This window comes from Leucobacter albus (assembly GCF_039528015.1).
Taxonomy (GTDB): domain Bacteria; phylum Actinomycetota; class Actinomycetes; order Actinomycetales; family Microbacteriaceae; genus Leucobacter; species Leucobacter albus.
The window spans coordinates 427,578-444,744 of record NZ_BAAAKZ010000002.1 but is presented as its reverse complement, the minus strand read 5'-3'; the positions used below and the strand labels follow the sequence as shown (position 1 = coordinate 444,744).

The 17,167-nt window shown below is 67.5% G+C and carries 16 protein-coding genes; 14 read left to right on the top strand and 2 right to left on the bottom strand.

Features of this window, described 5'->3' with window-relative positions; genetic code table 11:
• The first annotated feature begins 144 nt into the window (after positions 1–144).
• The 14 genes from ABD115_RS03595 (at position 145) to hpf (ending at position 14,683) form a co-directional block, all read left to right on the top strand.
• Positions 145–1,194 (top strand): autoinducer 2 ABC transporter substrate-binding protein, encoded by a 1,050-nt coding sequence (locus tag ABD115_RS03595; RefSeq protein ID WP_343958283.1) that lies wholly within the window; start codon positions 145–147, stop codon positions 1,192–1,194.
• 90 nt (positions 1,195–1,284) lie between these two features.
• Complete coding sequence (locus ABD115_RS03590; RefSeq protein ID WP_343958281.1) at positions 1,285–2,793, top strand: sugar ABC transporter ATP-binding protein; 1,509 nt, start codon at positions 1,285–1,287, stop codon at positions 2,791–2,793.
• A gap of 1 nt (position 2,794) precedes the next feature.
• Complete coding sequence (locus ABD115_RS03585; protein WP_343958279.1) at positions 2,795–3,823, top strand: ABC transporter permease; 1,029 nt, start codon at positions 2,795–2,797, stop codon at positions 3,821–3,823.
• Between the two features lie 11 nt (positions 3,824–3,834).
• Positions 3,835–4,866: an ABC transporter permease gene (locus tag ABD115_RS03580; RefSeq protein WP_343958277.1), complete on the top strand. Its 1,032-nt coding sequence runs from the start codon at positions 3,835–3,837 to the stop codon at positions 4,864–4,866.
• Complete coding sequence (locus ABD115_RS03575; protein ID WP_343958275.1) at positions 4,863–5,426, top strand: RpiB/LacA/LacB family sugar-phosphate isomerase; 564 nt, start codon at positions 4,863–4,865, stop codon at positions 5,424–5,426. The genes ABD115_RS03580 and ABD115_RS03575 overlap by 4 nt, the downstream gene beginning before the upstream one ends.
• 17 nt (positions 5,427–5,443) lie before the next feature.
• Positions 5,444–6,193 (top strand): glutamine amidotransferase, encoded by a 750-nt coding sequence (locus tag ABD115_RS03570; protein ID WP_343958273.1) that lies wholly within the window; start codon positions 5,444–5,446, stop codon positions 6,191–6,193.
• A 10-nt stretch (positions 6,194–6,203) separates the two neighbouring features.
• Positions 6,204–7,628 (top strand): rhamnulokinase, encoded by a 1,425-nt coding sequence (locus ABD115_RS03565; RefSeq protein WP_343958271.1) that lies wholly within the window; start codon positions 6,204–6,206, stop codon positions 7,626–7,628.
• A 67-nt stretch (positions 7,629–7,695) separates the two neighbouring features.
• Positions 7,696–8,478, top strand: a complete 783-nt coding sequence (locus tag ABD115_RS03560) for a class II aldolase/adducin family protein (RefSeq protein ID WP_343958269.1) — start codon at positions 7,696–7,698, stop codon at positions 8,476–8,478.
• A gap of 35 nt (positions 8,479–8,513) precedes the next feature.
• A complete protein-coding gene (locus ABD115_RS03555; RefSeq protein ID WP_343958267.1) occupies positions 8,514–8,942 on the top strand; it encodes a metallopeptidase family protein in 429 nt (142 codons plus the stop codon).
• Positions 8,943–9,001: 59 nt separating this feature from the next.
• Positions 9,002–9,685: an MtrAB system response regulator MtrA gene (gene mtrA, locus ABD115_RS03550; protein WP_343958265.1), complete on the top strand. Its 684-nt coding sequence runs from the start codon at positions 9,002–9,004 to the stop codon at positions 9,683–9,685.
• 9 nt (positions 9,686–9,694) lie between these two features.
• Positions 9,695–11,407, top strand: coding sequence for an MtrAB system histidine kinase MtrB (gene mtrB, locus ABD115_RS03545; protein ID WP_343958263.1), 1,713 nt, complete (start codon positions 9,695–9,697; stop codon positions 11,405–11,407).
• Complete coding sequence (locus ABD115_RS03540) at positions 11,404–13,083, top strand: LpqB family beta-propeller domain-containing protein (RefSeq protein ID WP_343958261.1); 1,680 nt, start codon at positions 11,404–11,406, stop codon at positions 13,081–13,083. The genes mtrB and ABD115_RS03540 overlap by 4 nt, the downstream gene beginning before the upstream one ends.
• A gap of 131 nt (positions 13,084–13,214) precedes the next feature.
• On the top strand, positions 13,215–13,994 hold the full coding sequence (locus tag ABD115_RS03535) for a ComF family protein (RefSeq protein WP_343958259.1): 780 nt from the start codon (positions 13,215–13,217) through the stop codon (positions 13,992–13,994).
• Positions 13,995–14,059: 65 nt separating this feature from the next.
• The gene (gene hpf / locus ABD115_RS03530) at positions 14,060–14,683 is read left to right on the top strand and encodes a ribosome hibernation-promoting factor, HPF/YfiA family (RefSeq protein WP_343958319.1); all 624 of its coding nucleotides are present in this window, start codon (positions 14,060–14,062) and stop codon (positions 14,681–14,683) included.
• A gap of 42 nt (positions 14,684–14,725) precedes the next feature.
• Here the strand turns inward: hpf and ABD115_RS03525 are convergent, their stop codons facing one another.
• The gene (locus ABD115_RS03525; protein WP_343958257.1) at positions 14,726–15,499 is read right to left on the bottom strand and encodes a polyprenol monophosphomannose synthase; all 774 of its coding nucleotides are present in this window, start codon (positions 15,497–15,499) and stop codon (positions 14,726–14,728) included.
• A gap of 93 nt (positions 15,500–15,592) precedes the next feature.
• Positions 15,593–17,053 (bottom strand): catalase, encoded by a 1,461-nt coding sequence (locus tag ABD115_RS03520; RefSeq protein ID WP_343958255.1) that lies wholly within the window; start codon positions 17,051–17,053, stop codon positions 15,593–15,595.
• Positions 17,054–17,167: the final 114 nt, after the last annotated feature.

Sequence of the window (17,167 nt, the reverse complement as noted above, 5' to 3'; positions counted from 1 at the left end):
CGCTGTTGCGCGACGTGGCGTGAGCATGTAGCTTTGAACCGCTTCAGAAAATGAAGCGCTTCAAAAGTTATATCACGCAATGACGCGAGGGCAGTTTTCTGGCGGGGTTGCATTCCGATACGCAGTCGTAACAAGGAGAACAACATGAAGCAACGACGCTTTACCAAGGCCGCACTCGGTGTCGCCGCCGTGCTCACACTCGGGCTTACGGCCTGTACCCCCGGCGGGCAGTCTGCAGAGCCCGGCGGGTCGGGCGAGGGCGCGGGAGACGGCGACTACACGATCGCGATTGTTCCGAAAGACGCTACGAACCCGTGGTTCGTGCGCATGGAAGAGGGCGTGAAGACCTACGCGGCCGACACCGGCATGGAGGTCTACCAGAAGGGGCCAGCCGAAACCGACGCGACGATGCAGGCGCAGGTCATCCAAGACCTTATCGCCCAGGGCGTTGACGCCATCGGCGTGATTCCGGTCGACCCCGGCGCGCTCGAGACGGTGCTCAAGCAGGCGATGGACGCGGGCATCGTCGTGGTCACCCACGAGGGCGCGAGCCAAGAGAACACGATGTACGACATCGAGGCATTCAACAACAGCGACTACGGCGGGTTCATCATGGACAACCTCGCCGAGGCGATGGGCGAAGAGGGCGTGTACACGACGATGGTCGGCCACGTCACGAATGCCTCGCACAATGAGTGGGCAGACGGCGCGGTTGCTCGCGCCGAGGCGGAGTACCCGAACATGACCCTCCTCGAGGCCGAGCCGCGCGTCGAGTCGCAAGACGACGGCGAGGTCGCGTACCAGTCGGCCAAGGAGGTGCTCAAGAAGTACCCAGAGGTGAAGGGCATCGTCGGCACCTCTTCGTTCGACGCCCCAGGTGTTGCCCGTGCGATCGAGGAGCTCGGCCTGACGGGCAAGGTCTTCGTCACCGGCACCGGCATGCCTGCCGCGAACAAGAGCATTCTCGACAAGGGCCTCGTGAAGAGCCTGACCCTCTGGGACCCGGCAGATGCCGGCTACGCGCTCGCTTCGCTCGCGACGAAGATTCTCGACGGCGAGAAGATCGCCGACGGCGTCAACCTCGGCGTCAAGGGCTACGAAGACATGAAGTTTGCCGAGGGCAGCGACAAGGTGCTCGAGGGCAACGGCTGGGTCGTTATCAACAAAGACAACGTCGACAGCTTCGGCTTCTAACGGCGCCGAGGGTGCGCCCTGGCGCGGCAATCTGCCGCCGGGGCGCACCCTGGGTACCCCACACACAGAGCAGGAAAGGATGCGCTGATGGTGGAACACGTCATTGCAGTGCGCGGCGTCAGCAAGGCGTTCGCTGGAGTGCAGGCGCTCGACAACGTCTCGCTGGAGATCGCGCCTGGCGAGATTCACTGCCTCGCCGGCGAAAATGGCAGCGGCAAGTCGACACTCATCAAGGTGATTTCGGGGGTGCACGCCCCAGACGCCGGCACCGTCGAGCTCGGCGGCGAGCAGCTCGCAAAACTCAGCCCCCGGGCCGCAATCGCGGGCGGCGTGCAGGTCATCTATCAAGATTTCTCGCTCTTCCCGAACCTCTCGGTGCTCGAGAACCTTGCGCTACCAGCCGAGGTCTCAGCGGGGCGAACCTTCGTTAACTGGCGCCGCATGCGCTCGGTCGCCGCGGCGGCCCTGGCGAAGATCGACGTCGACATCGACCTCGACGCCAGGGTCGGGTCCCTGTCCGTTGCGCAGAAGCAGCTCGTCGCCATCTCGCGGGCGCTGATGAGCGACGCGAAACTCATCATTATGGACGAGCCGACGACGGCGCTCACCAAGCGCGAGGTCTCGGCGCTGTTCGAGATTATTCTCGGGCTGAAAGCTCGCGGCATTGCGACGCTGTTTGTGAGCCACAAGCTCGAAGAGGTCTTTGAGATCAGCGAGAAGTTCACGATTATTCGCAACGGCAAGCACGTCATCACTTGCCTGCCCGAGGAGCTCGACCACAAGAAGTTCTCGTATTTCATGACGGGCAGGGAGTTCGACGAGAGCCGGTTCACCCCTGAGATTTCGGCGGCCGGGCCCGTTCTCGAGGTCTCTGCGCTGACGAGTGCGGGAGCATTCGAAGGCGTCGACCTCGCGCTCCGGCCCGGAGAGATTCTCGGCATCACCGGGCTGCTCGGCTCGGGTCGCACCGAGCTCGCCCTCGCGCTCTTCGGGGCGTACGGCATCGACTCCGGCGAGATCAAGATCGACGGTGCGCCGGTTACCTTCGACGGAGTGCGCAGCGCGATCGCGCACGGCATCGGCTACGTTCCAGAAGACAGGCTCACCGAGGGCCTGGCCCTTGAGCGATCGATCGGGTCGAACATCGTGATCGCCGAGATCGATGCGTTCGTGAAAGCCGGAGCCCTCGACCATAAGCGCGTCGCCGCCGAGGCTCAGCGCTGGATCGATGAGCTGCGCATCGCGACGCCCAACGCCGAGAACGCCGTGAGCACGCTGTCGGGCGGAAACCAGCAGCGGGTGGTGCTCGCGAAGTGGCTCGCCACGCAGCCGCGCGTGCTCATTCTCAACGGCCCAACCGTCGGCGTCGACATCGGTTCGAAGCACGACATTCACCGGGTGCTGCGCGAGCTTGCGGCCACCGGCCTCGCGGTCATCATCATCTCCGACGACATTCCCGAGGTGTTGCAGAACTGCAACCGGGTTCTCGTCATGAACGCCGGCCGCATCATGCGTGAGCTCGACCCGGCGACCACCACCGACGCCGAGCTCGCCGCGCTGATGTCGGCGGATGTGGCGCCCCGACAGGAAGAGGGTTGAGATGCGCTCGTACCTCAGCAAAATCGTTCGCGCAAACGAGTTCTACCTGCTCCTCGTTATCGTCGTATTGAGCCTGATTATTCAGGCTCGCAGCGGCCAGTTCTTCACCGCCAACAATCTGGTCGACATCGCGAACGCCATGGTGGTGCCCGGGCTGTTCGCCGTCGGCGCCTTCATGGTGCTCGTGTCGGGTGGCATCGACGTCTCGTTCCCGGCGCTCGCCTCGCTCGCGGTGTACGTCACCACGCGCGTGCTCGTTGACGCGGGCTGGGGCGGCGGCATCTGGCTGCCGTTTCTCATGGCGATCGCGGTCGGTGCCGTGCTCGGTGCGTTCAACGGCCTCTTCGCCTCTCGCTTTGCCGTGCCGGTGCTCATCATCACCCTCGGCACCGCGAGCGTGTTCTCCGGCATCATGCAGGGGGTGCTCGGGTCTGTGCAGATTCCGAATATTCCCGCCGGCATGAGCGAATTCGGGCGCGCGACGCTCTTCGTCGCGAAGAACCCGCAGTCGGGGCTGACCTCGAACATGCCGGTGTCGTTCCTGCTGCTCATTGCGGTCGTCGCCATCGCGTTCGTCGTGCTCCGCTTCACCACGTTCGGGCGCGGCATCTACGCCCTCGGCGGTGACGAGAGCGCAGCCTCCCGCGCCGGTTTCAACGTGCGGCGCATCAAGTTCTGGCTGTACGTCGCCGTCGGCGTGATCGCCGCGATCGCCGGCCTCGTGCGCACGAGCATGATGGATCAGATGCACCCGACGAACCTGCTGGGCATGGAACTCATGGTGATCGCGGCCGTCGTGCTCGGCGGCACAGCGATCACGGGCGGCACTGGCACGCTCACCGGCGCGATGCTCGGAACGCTGCTCATCGTCATCGTGCAGAACAGCATGATTCTCGTCGGTATTCCGACGTTCTGGCAGGGCTTCGCGCTCGGCGTGCTCATCATCGTTGGCACGGGCATCTCGGCCGTACAGCTCACCCGCCGCAACCGCAAAAACTCGGCTGCGCTGATTCAGAAGGGCTCCGCATAATGCTCCAAAAGGTGACATCGTTGAACCCGCGCCTCGGCCTGTTCCGCGACCAACACGTTGTGCGGCTGGCCGCGATCCTCGCCCTGCTGCTGATCTTCTTCGCGATTGTGAAGCCGAAGAACTTCTTCGGGCTCGCGACCTGGCAATCGATGGCGATCCAGTTCCCCGAGTTTGGCCTCATGGCGCTCGGTGTGATGCTCGCGATGGTGATCGGGGGTATCGACCTCTCGGTCGTCGGCATCGCGAACATGACGGCGATCGGCAGCGCGCTGCTGATGCTGCAGATCGCTCCGGTCGGCTCTGACGCCTCGACTGGCTACCTCGCGCTCGCCGCGGCGATCGGGCTGTCGCTCGTGATCGGTGCGCTTGCGGGCGCGCTCAACGGCATTCTCGTTGCCAAAGTGCGCATCCCGGCAATCTTGGTGACGCTCGGCACGTTCGAGTTGTTCACCGGCATCGCCGTGATCGTGAGCGGCGGCAAGCCGACGAGCGGGCTCCCGCCACAGTACGCCGAGGTGATGGCGAGCCGGCTGTTTGGGGTGATTCCCATGCCGCTCATTATCTTCATCATCGGCGCGGTTCTCGTCGGGCTGCTCATGTACAAGAGCGCCTTCGGCACGAAGCTCTACATGCTCGGCTCGAACGAGACCGCAGCCCAGTTCAGCGGCCTCAAGACCACAAGCCTGATCATTCGTACCTACATGATCTCGGGCGTGCTTGCCTCGCTTGCCGGGCTCGTCATGCTCGCGAACTACAACTCTGCGAAGGCCGACTACGGCTCGACGTACACGCTGCTCGCTGTGCTCATCGTCGTGCTCGGCGGGGTGAACCCGAACGGCGGCTCCGGCAGACTCTCCGGCGTCATCCTCGCGGTCGTCGTGCTGCAGGTGCTGTCGTCGCTGCTGAACACGTTCCCGAACATTAGTAATTTCTACCGCCCGCTCATCTGGGGCGGGGTGCTGCTGCTGGTCATCGTCGTCAACCAGTGGGGTAAGAACAACAATCTCGCACGGCTCTTCCGCTGGAAAGGAAACGCATCATGAGGCTCACGAGTGATCGCCACGTCGTCGTCGGCGCAGATTTCGCGGGGTTCCCGCTCAAGGAGGCGGTGAAGGAGCACCTCGAGGCGCGCGGGTGGACGGTGCGCGACCTCACGCCAGTGCAGGCGGAGGCCCCGATGTACCACCGGGTCGGGTTTATGCTCGGGGCACAGATCGCCGAGCGTGAGTACGAGAAGGCCCTCGCGTTTTGCGGCTCGGGCATGGGCATTCACGTAGCGGCGAGCAAGGTGCCGCACGTGCACGCCGCGGTCTGCGAAACCCTGCCGGCAGCGAAGCGGGCGACCACAGCGAACAACTGCAACCTGCTCGCGATGGGGGCGTTCTTCACCGGCCCGCGCCTCGGCAAGGCGATGGCCGAGGCATTTCTCGAACACGGCTTTGGCGACGGCTACGAGGCCTGGGAGGGCTTCGACGAGTACCACCAGATCGGCTTCGACGAGTGCGAGAGCTTCGACTACGAGGCCTATCGCGCAAACAACTTTCAGGTCGTAGACCCGCGGGAGGCCCAGCTCGGGCCAGAGCCGCGCGGCCTCGCTTTCTAACAGAACGGACACACACCATGGCAAGAATCTTGTTGGCTGGCGAGTCGTGGGCCACGACCACGATCCACGCGAAGGGCTTCGACACCTTCACAACCTCCTCCTACGGCGAGGGCGCCGCAGACTTCATCGCGGCCGTGAAGGCCGGCGGCCACGAGGTCGTCTTCATGCCCAACCACATCGCCGCCGAGCAGTTCCCGACGACGGCTGCCGAGCTCGACGAGTACGACGTCGTCGTGCTCAGCGACATCGGGGCGAACACGCTGCTGCTGCCAGACCGCGTGTTCGCGCGCGGTGAGCGCATGCCCAACCGGCTGCAGGTGCTCGTCGACTGGACGCGGCGGGGTGGCGCCCTGCTCATGGTGGGCGGCTACCTCACCTTCCAGGGCATTGAGGGCAAGGCGAACTACCGCAACACCCCGCTCGCTTCCGTGCTGCCCGTCGAGATGGAGGTCGGCGACGACCGCGAGGAGACACCAGAGGGCGCCCTGCCAGTGGTTGCTGCCGCGCACGCCATCACCGCGCCCATCGCCGGCGAGTGGCCCGCGATTCTCGGCCACCACAGGCTCGCAGCCAAGCCGGGAGCCGAGGTGCTCGTGACGGTTGGCGACTACCCGCTGCTCGTTGTCGCCGAGGAGGGCGACGGCCGCGTCGCCGCGTTCGCGAGCGATATGGGGCCGCACTGGCTGCCGGCCGAATTCATCGCCTGGCAGGGCTTCGCCGCGCTGTGGCAGGGGCTCACGAGCTGGCTCGCCAAAGAAACCGAGTGAGCCGAGTTCGATGACGACACCGACGGGCCACGTCGCGGCGCTCGACTTCGGCGCCTCGAGCGGGCGGGTCATTGTGGGCGAGGTCGGGCGAGACGTGCTGCGCATGCGGCAGTTCGCCCGCTTCGCCAACCGGCCCGTGAGCGCCGGGGGCAGACTGCACTGGAACGTGCTCGCGCTGTGGCAGGGCGCGATCGACGGGCTGGCCGCGGCCGGCCGCGAGGTGCCCGATCTGATGTCGGTGGCAACCGATACCTGGGGGGTCGACTACGGGTTGCTGCGTGCAGGCAGGCTGCTCGGGAACCCCGCCCACTACCGCGATGAGCGCACTGCCGCCGCGCTCGCCGCCGTGCACGCCAGAATCGCACCCGAATCCATGTACCGGCGCGCCGGTGTCGAGCAGCTCCCGATCAACACGATCTATCAGCTCGCCGCCGACGGGGCAGAGGGGCTGCTCGACGCCGCCGACGGTGTGCTCATGATGCCCGACCTGTTCAGCTATTGGCTCAGCGGCAGGCGGGTTGCGGAGCGCACCATCGCATCGACGACGGGTCTGCTGAGCGCGGCGTCGGGGCAGTGGGACCCGGAGCTTGTCGCGGCCGCCGGGGTGCCGCCGGCACTGCTGCCGGAGGTCGTTGCCCCCGGCACCAGGCTGGGGCCGCTGCTGCCAGAGCTCGCCGACGCGCTCGGCCTTGCCCATAGCCTCGAGGTCGTCGCCGTTGGCGCCCACGACACCGCATCGGCGGTTGTCGCGGTGCCGATGCCGGCAGCCGGGGCGGTGTACGTGTCGTGCGGCACCTGGGGGCTCGTCGGCATGGAGCGGGCGGCCCCGACGCTCACGGAGGAGGCGCGGCTCGCCGGCTTCACGAACGAGTCTGGTGTCGACGGCCGGTTCCTGTTGATGCGCAACGCCATGGGCCTGTGGCTGTTGAGTGAGTGCGTGCGCGAGTGGGAGAGCGGCGGCGAACGCATCGACCTGCCAGAGCTCCTTGCCGCGGCCTCCGAGGTGACGGCCAAACAGCCAACGCTCGCCGTTGACGACCCACTCTTCGCGGCGCCGGGAGACATGCCGGCGCGCATCGCAGCCTGGTGCGAACAGCGGGGGGTGCCTGCCCCGAGCGGTCGCCCCGAGACAGTGCGCTGCATCGTCGAGTCGCTCGCGGTGTCGTTCGCGAGCGCGGCCCGCGACACAGCCAGGGTGGCGAATGCCCCGCTCACTCAGATCAATATTGTCGGGGGCGGCTCGCTCAACGAGCTCCTGTGCCAGCGCCTCGCCGACCACGCGGGCGTTCCGGTGTTTGCGGGGCCAGTCGAGGCGACGGCGCTCGGCAACGTGCTGCTGCAGGCCCGCACGATGGGCCTGATCGACGGCTCGCTCGACGAGCTCCGGGAGCTCGTGCGGCGCACGCACATTCCGGTTCGCTACGACCCCAGCTAGACCCCAGCTAGCACCCCGTGCCCCCACCACCACACGACCACCACACCACCACCACGAGAGGTCACCCATGAACGCGCGCATCGCCCCAGAGCTTGTCAGCCCAGAACTCCTCGCACTCACCCGCGCCCTCGGCAGGCCCGAGCGCGACCTCGTGATTCTCGCCGAGGGCAACACGAGCGAGCTGCTCGACGGCGGCGAGCTCGTCGTGAAGGCGTCGGGCTCCTCGATGGGGCAGGCGAGCGAAGACACGTTTGTGGTTGTCGAGCTCGATCCGCTGCTGCGAATTTTGCGCGACCCGGCGGCCGGCCAGGCCGATCTCACCGCGGCGCTCGCGGCAACCGATGCCGCGGGCAACCGCGTACGCGCCTCGATCGAGTCGCTTGTGCACGCGGCGGTGCGCGCGTTCGCTCCGGTGCGCTATGTCGCGCACACGCACCCGACCGACGTCGTCGCCCTGCTCGCGAGCGCGGCGGCAGAGACCGCGTTTGCCGAGCCGGTGTATTCCGAGGAGTACATGGTGCTCGGGCGCAGCCTGTTCGTGCCCTATGCCGAGCCGGGGCTTGAGCTCGGGCGGCTGTTCCTGTCGCGCCTTGAGGCCTACGTCGCCGCCCACGGCGAGACGCCGTCGCTCATTCTGCTCGGCAATCACGGCATCGTCGCGCTCTCTGACACGGTCGCGGGCGCCGAGGCGATTTCGCTCATGGCGGTGAAGAGCGCACGGGTGCGTCTGGGGGCGCGGATCGCGGGCGGCGTTGCGGCGCTCGACTCCGCGACGACCGCCGACTACTTCAACCGCCCCGACTTCCGCGAGCGGCGCGAGCACCTGGCGGGCACGCAGCCCGGGGCCTGAGCGCCGGGTCGAGGCACCGCGCGTAGACTAGTGGCATGACTTCACGGAGCCCGCGCGCAACCGGTCGGGCGACGCGACACGGCAGGCGCCCGATCCGCTCGTCGCTCACCGGGCCAGCGCTCGCGAACCCGGCGAGCCGAGTCGCGCGCTTCGAGGCGCACGCGCGCGGCGCGGTCGAGTTCTTGCAGCACGCGTTTCCCGACGAGCTGCGCGGCGTGCAGATCGGGTTTCAGACGGTGCCGACCGGTCGCGGCGAGAGCGGCTCGCCGATGCTGTTCTCGGTGGATCGCGCCGCCAGGAGCATCATGCTGTTTCGCATGCCGATTCAGCGCTCGCGCGGCCTGCACGTCGACGACGAGGAGCACCGCCGCTATTTCATCGAGCACTGCGTCTACCTCGCCGTGTGCGAGTACCTCGGCCGCGAGCCGTGGGAATTGCTGCCGGGGCGGTTCGACCACTTCTGAGGCCGCCGCGCGAGGCGCTGGGTTGCGTGTTTACCAGCCCGACCGGTCATAATAGGCACATGAGCGCACGAATCCTCGTAGTGGATGACGATAGAGCACTCGCAGAGATGCTGAGCATGGTGCTGCAGAGCGAGGGATTCCTTGTTGAGCACGCATTCGATGGCGTTCAGGCCGTCGAGCAGTTTCGCGCAACCCGCCCAGACCTGCTGCTGCTCGACGTGATGCTGCCAGGCATGGACGGCATTGAGGTGTGTGAGCAGATTCGCGCCGAGTCTGGCGTGCCCATCATCATGCTCACCGCCCGCACCGACACCCGCGACGTTGTGCGCGGGCTCGAGGTCGGCGCAGACGACTACGTCGTGAAGCCGTTCAACCCCGCCGAGCTCGTCGCGCGAATTCGCGCGCGGCTGCGCGAACCGCAGGAGGAGACGAGCGAGTCGCTGCAGATCGGCGACCTGCACATCGATGTCGCCGGCCACGAGGTGCGCCGCGGCGACACTGTCATCGCGCTGACGCCGCTCGAATTCGACCTGCTCGCCATTCTCGCGCGCAAGCCGCAGCAGGTATTTACCCGCGAGGTGCTGCTCGAGAAGGTCTGGGGCTACCAGTACAAGGCCGATACGCGACTCGTGAACGTTCACGTGCAGCGGTTGCGCGCGAAGATCGAGGTGGATCCTGACCACCCGACGATCGTGACGACCGTGCGCGGCGTCGGGTACCGCGCCGGCGCCCGCGCAGAGTAGAACGGGCAGATGACGGCGCCGAAGCCACGGGGCAGCGCGAGCCAGGCGCTGCGGCGCCTGCGGCTCCGCTGGCTGCGATTCACGCAACCGGTGTTCGGCCCGTTTCGCGCGCGCTGGAACAACTCGCTCATGGTGCGCACCATGACGATCACCGGCCTCGTCACGGGGGCTATGATCGCGATCGCTGGCGTCTACCTGCTCACGAGCGTGAGTAACGACCTCTACTCCTCGCGCCGCGATCAGGCGCTGCAAGACTCCGCGCGCGCGACCGTGCAGGCGCAGCGCATGATCGACTCGTTCGACCAGGCCGACCGCGGCGGGCTGCAATCGCTGCTCACCTCGGTGCTGCGCACCGTGCAAGACACCTCGGCCAGCCAGATGATCGACATTCGGCGGCAGCAAAACCAGGCGCCGTTCCCCGAGCTCTCGCCGGTCGCGAGCACCCCCTCTGCGCTCGGCCAGGCGGTGAGCGATGAGCTCTCGGACGCCGTGCTGGTCGCAGAGGAGCCGCAGTACTGGCAGGCGGTCACCTTCCGCGGCGAAGACTCGAAGGTCGCCCCCGGCATCGTCGTCGGCTCATCGCTCAAGTTCCCAGCCGGGGCCGGCGTCTTCGACCTCTACATCGGCTACGACCTCACCGACACCTCAGACACGCTCTCGTTCGTGCAGCGCACGCTGTTCATCACCGCGGCCGGCATGATGCTGTTCATCGGGCTGCTCGTTTGGGTGATCTCGCGCGTCGTGTTTCGACCGATTCGCGTCGCGGCAGACACGAGCAGGCGGCTCGCCAGCGGTGAGGCCGACGCCCGCATGCCCCGTCAGCACGACGAGCACTTTGACGTGCTCTCCGACGGCTTCAACGACATGGCAGACACGCTGCAGGCCCGCATCCAAGAGCTCGACGAGCTGTCGGTGATGCAGCAGCGCTTCGTCTCCGACGTGTCGCACGAACTGCGCACCCCGCTCACCACGATCCGCCTCGCGAGTGCTGTGCTCGACGGGCAGCGAGACACCCTCGAGCCCGGCCAGCAGCGCGCCGTTGAGGTGCTGAGCACCCAGGTCGAGCGCTTCGAGGCGCTGCTCACCGACCTGCTCGAGATCTCGCGCTACGACGCGGGCCGGGTGACGCTCGAGACGGAGCCGACGAACCTCGTTCACCTCGTCGACGAGGTGGTGACCGCGCTCCGGCCGCTGTCGCCGAGCCTCATCGAGGTGCGGCCACTCGGGGGGTACACGCCGATCGACGTCGACGCGCGGCGCATCAGGCGCATCATCTCGAACCTCGTCGGCAACGCGATCGAGCACGGCGAGGAGCGGCCGATCGTCGTGACCGTCGACTCGAACCCCGCGGCGATCGCGGTCGCGGTGCGCGACTGGGGCGTCGGTATGACCGCGGCCGACGCCGAGCACGCGTTCGACAGGTTCTGGCGCGCCGACCCCTCGCGCAAACGCACGCTCGGCGGCACCGGGCTCGGCCTCGCGATCGCGCGCGAAGACGCAGCCGTGCACGGCGGGTTCCTCGAGCTCTGGTCGGAGCTCGGGCTCGGCACGAACTTCCGCCTGACCCTGCCGCGCCACGACGACGTCACCAACTACCTCTCGCCGCTGCCGCTGGTGCCAGAGGACGTCTCTGAGGCATCGAGCATGAAAGACACGACGGGCGGCTGGCTGCGGCGCCCGTTCAGGCGCAGCGTGCGCGCACCGAGGGAGGGCAAGGCATGAGCTTGACAACCCGCAGGCGCCGCGCGCCCTTTGTCGGCCTCGCGCTGCTCGCGGCCGTGACGCTCGCTGGCTGCGCCGGCATTCCCGGATCCGGTAGCGTGCAACCCGGGCTCACCGACATCAACCAGGCGGAGCAGCTCGTGCAGTTCAGCGCGTTCGGGCCGACAGCGGGAGCATCGCAAGAGGAGCTCGTGCGAGGCTTCTTGACCGCGGCGAACTCGCCGGGCGACGACTACTCGGTGGCCCGCGAGTACCTCACCCCCGAGTACGCGAGCCAGTGGGATCCATACTTCGGGGTGCTCATCTGGGAGGGCTCGCGGCCGTACAGACAAGACGGCGACGCCGCCGGCATGCTCTCGCTCTCGGTCGTTGCCGAGGTCGACCCCATCGGGAAACTGCTGCCGACAGAGGCGGGGGAGAGCACCGAGCTGAGGTTCGAGTTCACGCGGCGGGGCAGCGAATGGCGCATCTCCTCGGCGCCAGCCGGGGTCATTCTCGACAGGTCGACCTTCGAAGCGATCTGGTCGCAGCACCAGCTCATCTTTCTCGGCCCCGGCGACCGCCCGGTCGCTGACACCCGGTGGTTCCTCTCGCGCGCGGCCCTGTCGACCGAGATCGTCGGCGCCCTCATCGAGGGGCCGAGCAAGCGCTTCGAGCAGGTCGTGCGCACCGGCTTCCCGCAAGGGGTCACGCTCACGAAGGCCGCCGTGCCCGTCGAGTCTGGCCTCGCCCGTGTCGATCTGAAGGGCGAGGGGCTGAGCAACCCGCAGGCGCAGCAGGAGATGCTCACTCAGCTCCAGGGGAGCCTGCACGCGGTTCCCGGGGTGAGCCGCGTCGAGCTGCTCGTCGACGGCACCCCGGTGCGCGACGCGACGGGGCCGGCCTCGCCAGCGGCGCCGGTGCCGGCCGGGGCGAAACTCGCGGGCAGCGTCGACGGCCGCTTCGGAGTTGTGACAGCGGCTGGGGTCGAGCCGATTACCGGCGTGACCGCTGCCGTCGAGGCCCTGCACGGCGACGCCGTCGCACTGTCGCGCTCCAAGACCGTCGCGGCCGTGCGCGGAGACCAGGGCATGAGCATCGTCGAAGACGGCTTCACGGCGGTCATCGACACCCGCGAGGGTCTGCTCCCGCCGAGCGTCGACGACGACCTGTGGGCCTGGTCGGTCTCGGCGGCAGACCCGGGCGCCGTGAAGGTCGCCGCCCCCGCCGGTACACAGCACGAGCTCGACGCGCCCTGGCTCGACGGGCTCGATGTGCGCGCGGTCAGGGTGTCGCCAGGCGGCAGCCTTCTCGGCGCACTCGTGAGCCAGGGGGCGAAGAGCTACGTGCTCGTTGGCGGTATCGCGCGCGACCCAGACGGCACCCCAACCGCGCTCACCCCTGAGGCCGATATCGAGATGTGGGCAACCGGCGAGGCGATCGACTTCGACTGGATCGACGGGCAGCGCTTCGTCGCGCTCACGAGGCAATCTAACGCGGGCAAGGTGACCGTTGGCGGCACCGGTATGTTCGCGATCGAGCAGGGCTCGGTGCCCGACGCCGTCGAGATCTTCGGGGGAGGCAACCGCACGCAGCTGCGCGTGCTGACTGCCTCGGGCGAGCTGTATGCGCCGCAGGGGGCGAGCGGCTGGCAGCGGGTCATCGCAGACATGGAGCTGCTGGCCAAGCGGGGGTAGCGCGGCGGCCCGAGGTGCGGGTGCGATCGCGGCTTCTCCACACCCGGGTCGCTTCGCCGTTTCGCACCTGTGGGCTCCACGTTCCGCGGCGCGAGCCGCGCCACGCGCCGCTCGCGCGGAAGGCTGAGGCGATGAACCAACACCACACGAAACTCAAGCTGCGGGAACTCGCGCTCGACGCGCTCGCGCTCCTGTGGCCGACGGCCTGCGCCGGGTGCGGGGCGCTCGACAGGGAGCTCTGCGACGGTTGCCGCGACGAGATCGTCACGGGGCCGCCGGCGCAGCCGCTCGTGCGGGTCGACGGTGCCGGAGCGCCGTGCTACGCCGCGAGCGAGTACGCGGGGGCGCTGCGCAGCGTGCTGCTCAGCTATAAGCACGGCGGCGCCTACGGGTTTGTGCGCCCCCTCGGCGCGCGCCTTAGAACTACCCTCGTCGCAGCGCTCGCCGCGACTCCCGAGACCACGCCTGACGCCAGGCCCGGCGCGCGCCCGGGCAGCCCCATGCCGCTCGTCGTGCCGGCGCCCTCCCGGCGCCAGCGAACGCGCGAGCGCGGGTGGCGGCACGTCGATGAGCTTGTGCGGGTGGCGCTGCTGCGCGGGCGGCTGCCGCTCGAGCGCTGCTCGGCGCTCGCAGCATCGCGCGGCCGAACCGGGCAGGTGGGGCTGAGCGCCGTTGCGCGCGAAGCGAACGCTAGCCGCATCACGGTGAGGCGATCGAAGACGCGCACGGTGCACGGGCGAAGCGTTGTGCTTGTCGACGACATCGTGACAACCGGCGCGACGGCGCGGGCAGCGGTGGCAGCACTCGAGGCGGCGGGCGCCACCGTCGTCGCCGTCGTGGCACTGTGCTCGGCGGTGCGCCGCGACGCGCCACAAAAAACAGAGTGGAACCTCACAGGCGAAAGAGGGTAATGTTCGAGAAAGGCGTAGTGGTGCGCCACACTGGCCCACCCGCCCGAGTCACCTGGGAGGTCGTCATGGACGTCAGCATCCACGGTCGGAATGTCGAGATTACAGATCGGTTCGAGCAGTATGTCGAATCGAAAACGGAGAAGGTCGCAGGCCTCCTTCCGAAAGCGCAGGCCTTCGAGGTGCGCGTCTCGCGGCTGAGTGACAAGAGCCCGAAGCACGGTGATCGCGTCGAGATCACCCTCGTCGGGCCCGGCCCGGTGATCCGTGCCGAGTCAGTCGGGCCAGACAAGTACTCGGCCTACGACATCGCCTACGGCCGTGTGCTTGAGCGCATTCGCCGCTCGAAAGACCGCGCACACGACCGCCGTGGCAAGGGCCGCACGTCGCTCGGCGACGCGGCAGCGAACGACTTCGCCGTGGTCGACCTGCAGCCCGCCTCGGCAGAGGTGATCGACGCTGTCGCCACTGGCTCCGTGCCCGTCGTGGCCGAGACCGACGAGGCATACAGCCCCGTGGTCATTCGCTCCAAGGAGTTCCCGGCAGAGCGCCTGCCCGTGGAAGACGCGGTCGACCAGATGGAGCTCGTTGGCCACGATTTCTTCCTCTTCATCGACGCCGAGACCGACAAGCCGAGCGTCGTGTACCGCCGCAAGGGGTGGAACTACGGCGTCATCTCGCTCGCAGAGTAATCGCCTGCGCACGACTGACCGCCCCGAGCATCTTCGGGGCGGTCAGTTTCGTTGCGAGGCCCGCTGCGACGCCTGTGATCGCACCTCTTTGCCCCAGCGGAGCACGTTCGTGAACGCCTCGCGCATGATGCGCCACGACATTTTCGAACGGCCGGCCGCGCGCTCGACAAACGTGATCGGAACTTCGGTGACGCGGCACCCCTGCCGCTCGAGCCGCCACGCGGTTTCGACCTGAAACGCGTAGCCCTCGGAAACGATGGAGTCGAGCTGCAGTCGCGTGAGGCTCTCGCGTGAGAGCACCCGAAAGCCGCTCGTCAGATCGCGCAGCTCAGATCTCAGCGCGCGGCGGGCGAAGGCCGTGCCCCCCTTCGAAAGCACGCGGCGGTGCAGCGGCCAGTGGACGATCCGCCCACCGGGCATCCACCGCGTGCCGATGACAAGATCCGCGCCATCGCGCGCCGCGGCGAGGAGCCTTGGCAGGTCGCCGGGCTGGTGCGAGCCGTCTGAGTCCATCTCAACGGCGAAGTCGTACCCGCGCTCGAGCGCGGCGCGAAACCCCGCGATGTAGGCGGTTCCGAGACCGAGTTTGCCGCCGCGATGCATGACGGTGACCCTCGGCGAGCCCCCCGCGAGCGCGTCTGCGATGTCGCCAGTGCCGTCGGGGCTCGCGTCGTCGACGATCAGCAGATCGACGCCGGGAGCCGCGGCGAGCACGGCCTCCGCGACAGGTTGCAGCGATTGTCGCTCGTTGTAGGTCGGCAGCACGACGAGCACTCGCGGGCGCAGCTGGCGATCTCGGGCTTCAGAATGCTGCACGAACCAATCCTTTCAGACCGCGAGCATAAAACGCGAGGGCCGGGGCCAACCGTTTGGTTGACCCCGGCCCTCGCTCGTGAGAACTACTCGGAGTTACTTCGCGTAGTTCGCGCGCAGGGTCGCGCCGAGCTCAGCGTCGACGTTCGTCCAGTACTGGAAGAATGCCTCGCGAATGCGGTCGACGGTGATCGACTCAGCCTGGCCGCCGAGCACGGCATGGAAGCGCGCCTTCTCCTCAGCCGAGAACACGTCGCGGTAAAGGGTGCCCGCCTGGCCGAAATCGTCGTCGTCGGCGCGCAGCGTTGCCGCGGAGCGCACGAGTGCGCCGTCGGCCTCCCAGTTCGCCTCGACGCCCTTGATCGGGTCGGCGACGGGGCCGCCAGCCTGACCGTACGAGTTCGGCGAGTAGGTGCGGTGCTCTGCGCTGTTGAAGTGGTAGCGCATGTTGCCCTCGTGCTGGTAGTTGTTCACCTCGCCAGCGTGCGGCTGGTTCACCGGCAGCTGGTTGAAGTTCGCGCCGATGCGGTGACGGTGCGCGTCTGCGTACGAGAACACGCGAGCCATGAGCATCTTGTCGGGTGAGATGCCCGTGCCTGGAACCTGGTTGCCCGGGGTGAACGCGGCCTGCTCGATCTGAGCGAAGAAGTTCTCTGGGTTGCGGTTCAGGGTGAAGGTGCCGACCTTGATGCGCGGGTAGTCAGCCTTCGGCCACACCTTCGTGAGGTCGAACGGGTTGAAGCGGTAGGTCTTCGCCTCTTCGTACGGCATGATCTGCACGTAGACATCCCACGACGGGAAGTCGCCGCGCTCGATCGACTCGAACAGGTCGCGGCGGTAGTAGTCGGCGTCTGAGCCGGCAAGCTTCTCTGCCTCTTCGGGCGAGAGGCGCTCGACGCCCTGCTGCGAGATGAAGTGGTACTTCACCCAGAAGCGCTCGCCCTCAGCGTTGATCCACTGGTAGGTGTGCGAACCGTAGCCGTTGAGGTGGCGCCAGCTCTTCGAGAGGCCGCGGTCGCCCATGAGGTAGGTCACCTGGTGCGCGGACTCGGGCGAGAGCGTCCAGAAATCCCACTGCATGTCTGCGTCGCGCAGGCCCGAGGCGCCGAGGCGCTTCTGCGAGTGGATGAAGTCGGGGAACTTGATGCCGTCGCGAATGAAGAAGGTCGGCGTGTTGTTGCCCACGATGTCGAGGTTGCCCTCTGGCGTGTAGAAACGCAGCGAGAAGCCGCGCACGTCGCGCCAGGTGTCGGGGGATCCCTGCTCGCCGGCGACCGACGAGAAGCGGATCAGCGTCTCGGCCTTGGCGCCGGGCTGGAACACGGCAGCGCGGGTGTACTGCGACACGTCTTCGGTGACCACGAACTCACCGAAGGCGCCGCCGCCCTTTGCGTGCGGGTTGCGCTCGGGCACACGCTCGCGGTTGAACGAGGCGAGCTTCTCGAGCAGGTAGTGGTCGTGGAGAACCGTGGGGCCGTCGGGGCCGACGGTGAGCGAGTGCTCGTTGTTTGCGACGGGGGTGCCCGTCTGGGTCGTCAGAGTGTTCTTCTCAGCCATAATGTCTCATTTCGTGGGGTTGAGTCGGATGGGAGTTTGGGACAGAAAGATCGTGGGCTCGGCGCCCGCTCGGTGCTGCTAGTTTTCGGGTGCCGCGTGCCCTGTGCCGCGTGC

What these genes read in the sequence shown, in the direction of transcription:
- ABD115_RS03520 (WP_343958255.1), bottom strand. Translation starts at nt 17,053, where the DNA reads ATGGCTGAGAAGAACACTCTGACGACCCAGACGGGCACCCCCGTCGCA.
- ABD115_RS03535 (WP_343958259.1), top strand. Translation starts at nt 13,215, where the DNA reads ATGAACCAACACCACACGAAACTCAAGCTGCGGGAACTCGCGCTCGAC.
- ABD115_RS03585 (WP_343958279.1), top strand. Translation starts at nt 2,795, where the DNA reads ATGCGCTCGTACCTCAGCAAAATCGTTCGCGCAAACGAGTTCTACCTG.
- mtrA (WP_343958265.1), top strand. Translation starts at nt 9,002, where the DNA reads ATGAGCGCACGAATCCTCGTAGTGGATGACGATAGAGCACTCGCAGAG.
- ABD115_RS03595 (WP_343958283.1), top strand. Translation starts at nt 145, where the DNA reads ATGAAGCAACGACGCTTTACCAAGGCCGCACTCGGTGTCGCCGCCGTG.
- mtrB (WP_343958263.1), top strand. Translation starts at nt 9,695, where the DNA reads ATGACGGCGCCGAAGCCACGGGGCAGCGCGAGCCAGGCGCTGCGGCGC.
- ABD115_RS03565 (WP_343958271.1), top strand. Translation starts at nt 6,204, where the DNA reads ATGACGACACCGACGGGCCACGTCGCGGCGCTCGACTTCGGCGCCTCG.
- ABD115_RS03560 (WP_343958269.1), top strand. Translation starts at nt 7,696, where the DNA reads ATGAACGCGCGCATCGCCCCAGAGCTTGTCAGCCCAGAACTCCTCGCA.
- ABD115_RS03575 (WP_343958275.1), top strand. Translation starts at nt 4,863, where the DNA reads ATGAGGCTCACGAGTGATCGCCACGTCGTCGTCGGCGCAGATTTCGCG.
- ABD115_RS03570 (WP_343958273.1), top strand. Translation starts at nt 5,444, where the DNA reads ATGGCAAGAATCTTGTTGGCTGGCGAGTCGTGGGCCACGACCACGATC.
- hpf (WP_343958319.1), top strand. Translation starts at nt 14,060, where the DNA reads ATGGACGTCAGCATCCACGGTCGGAATGTCGAGATTACAGATCGGTTC.
- ABD115_RS03540 (WP_343958261.1), top strand. Translation starts at nt 11,404, where the DNA reads ATGAGCTTGACAACCCGCAGGCGCCGCGCGCCCTTTGTCGGCCTCGCG.
- ABD115_RS03555 (WP_343958267.1), top strand. Translation starts at nt 8,514, where the DNA reads ATGACTTCACGGAGCCCGCGCGCAACCGGTCGGGCGACGCGACACGGC.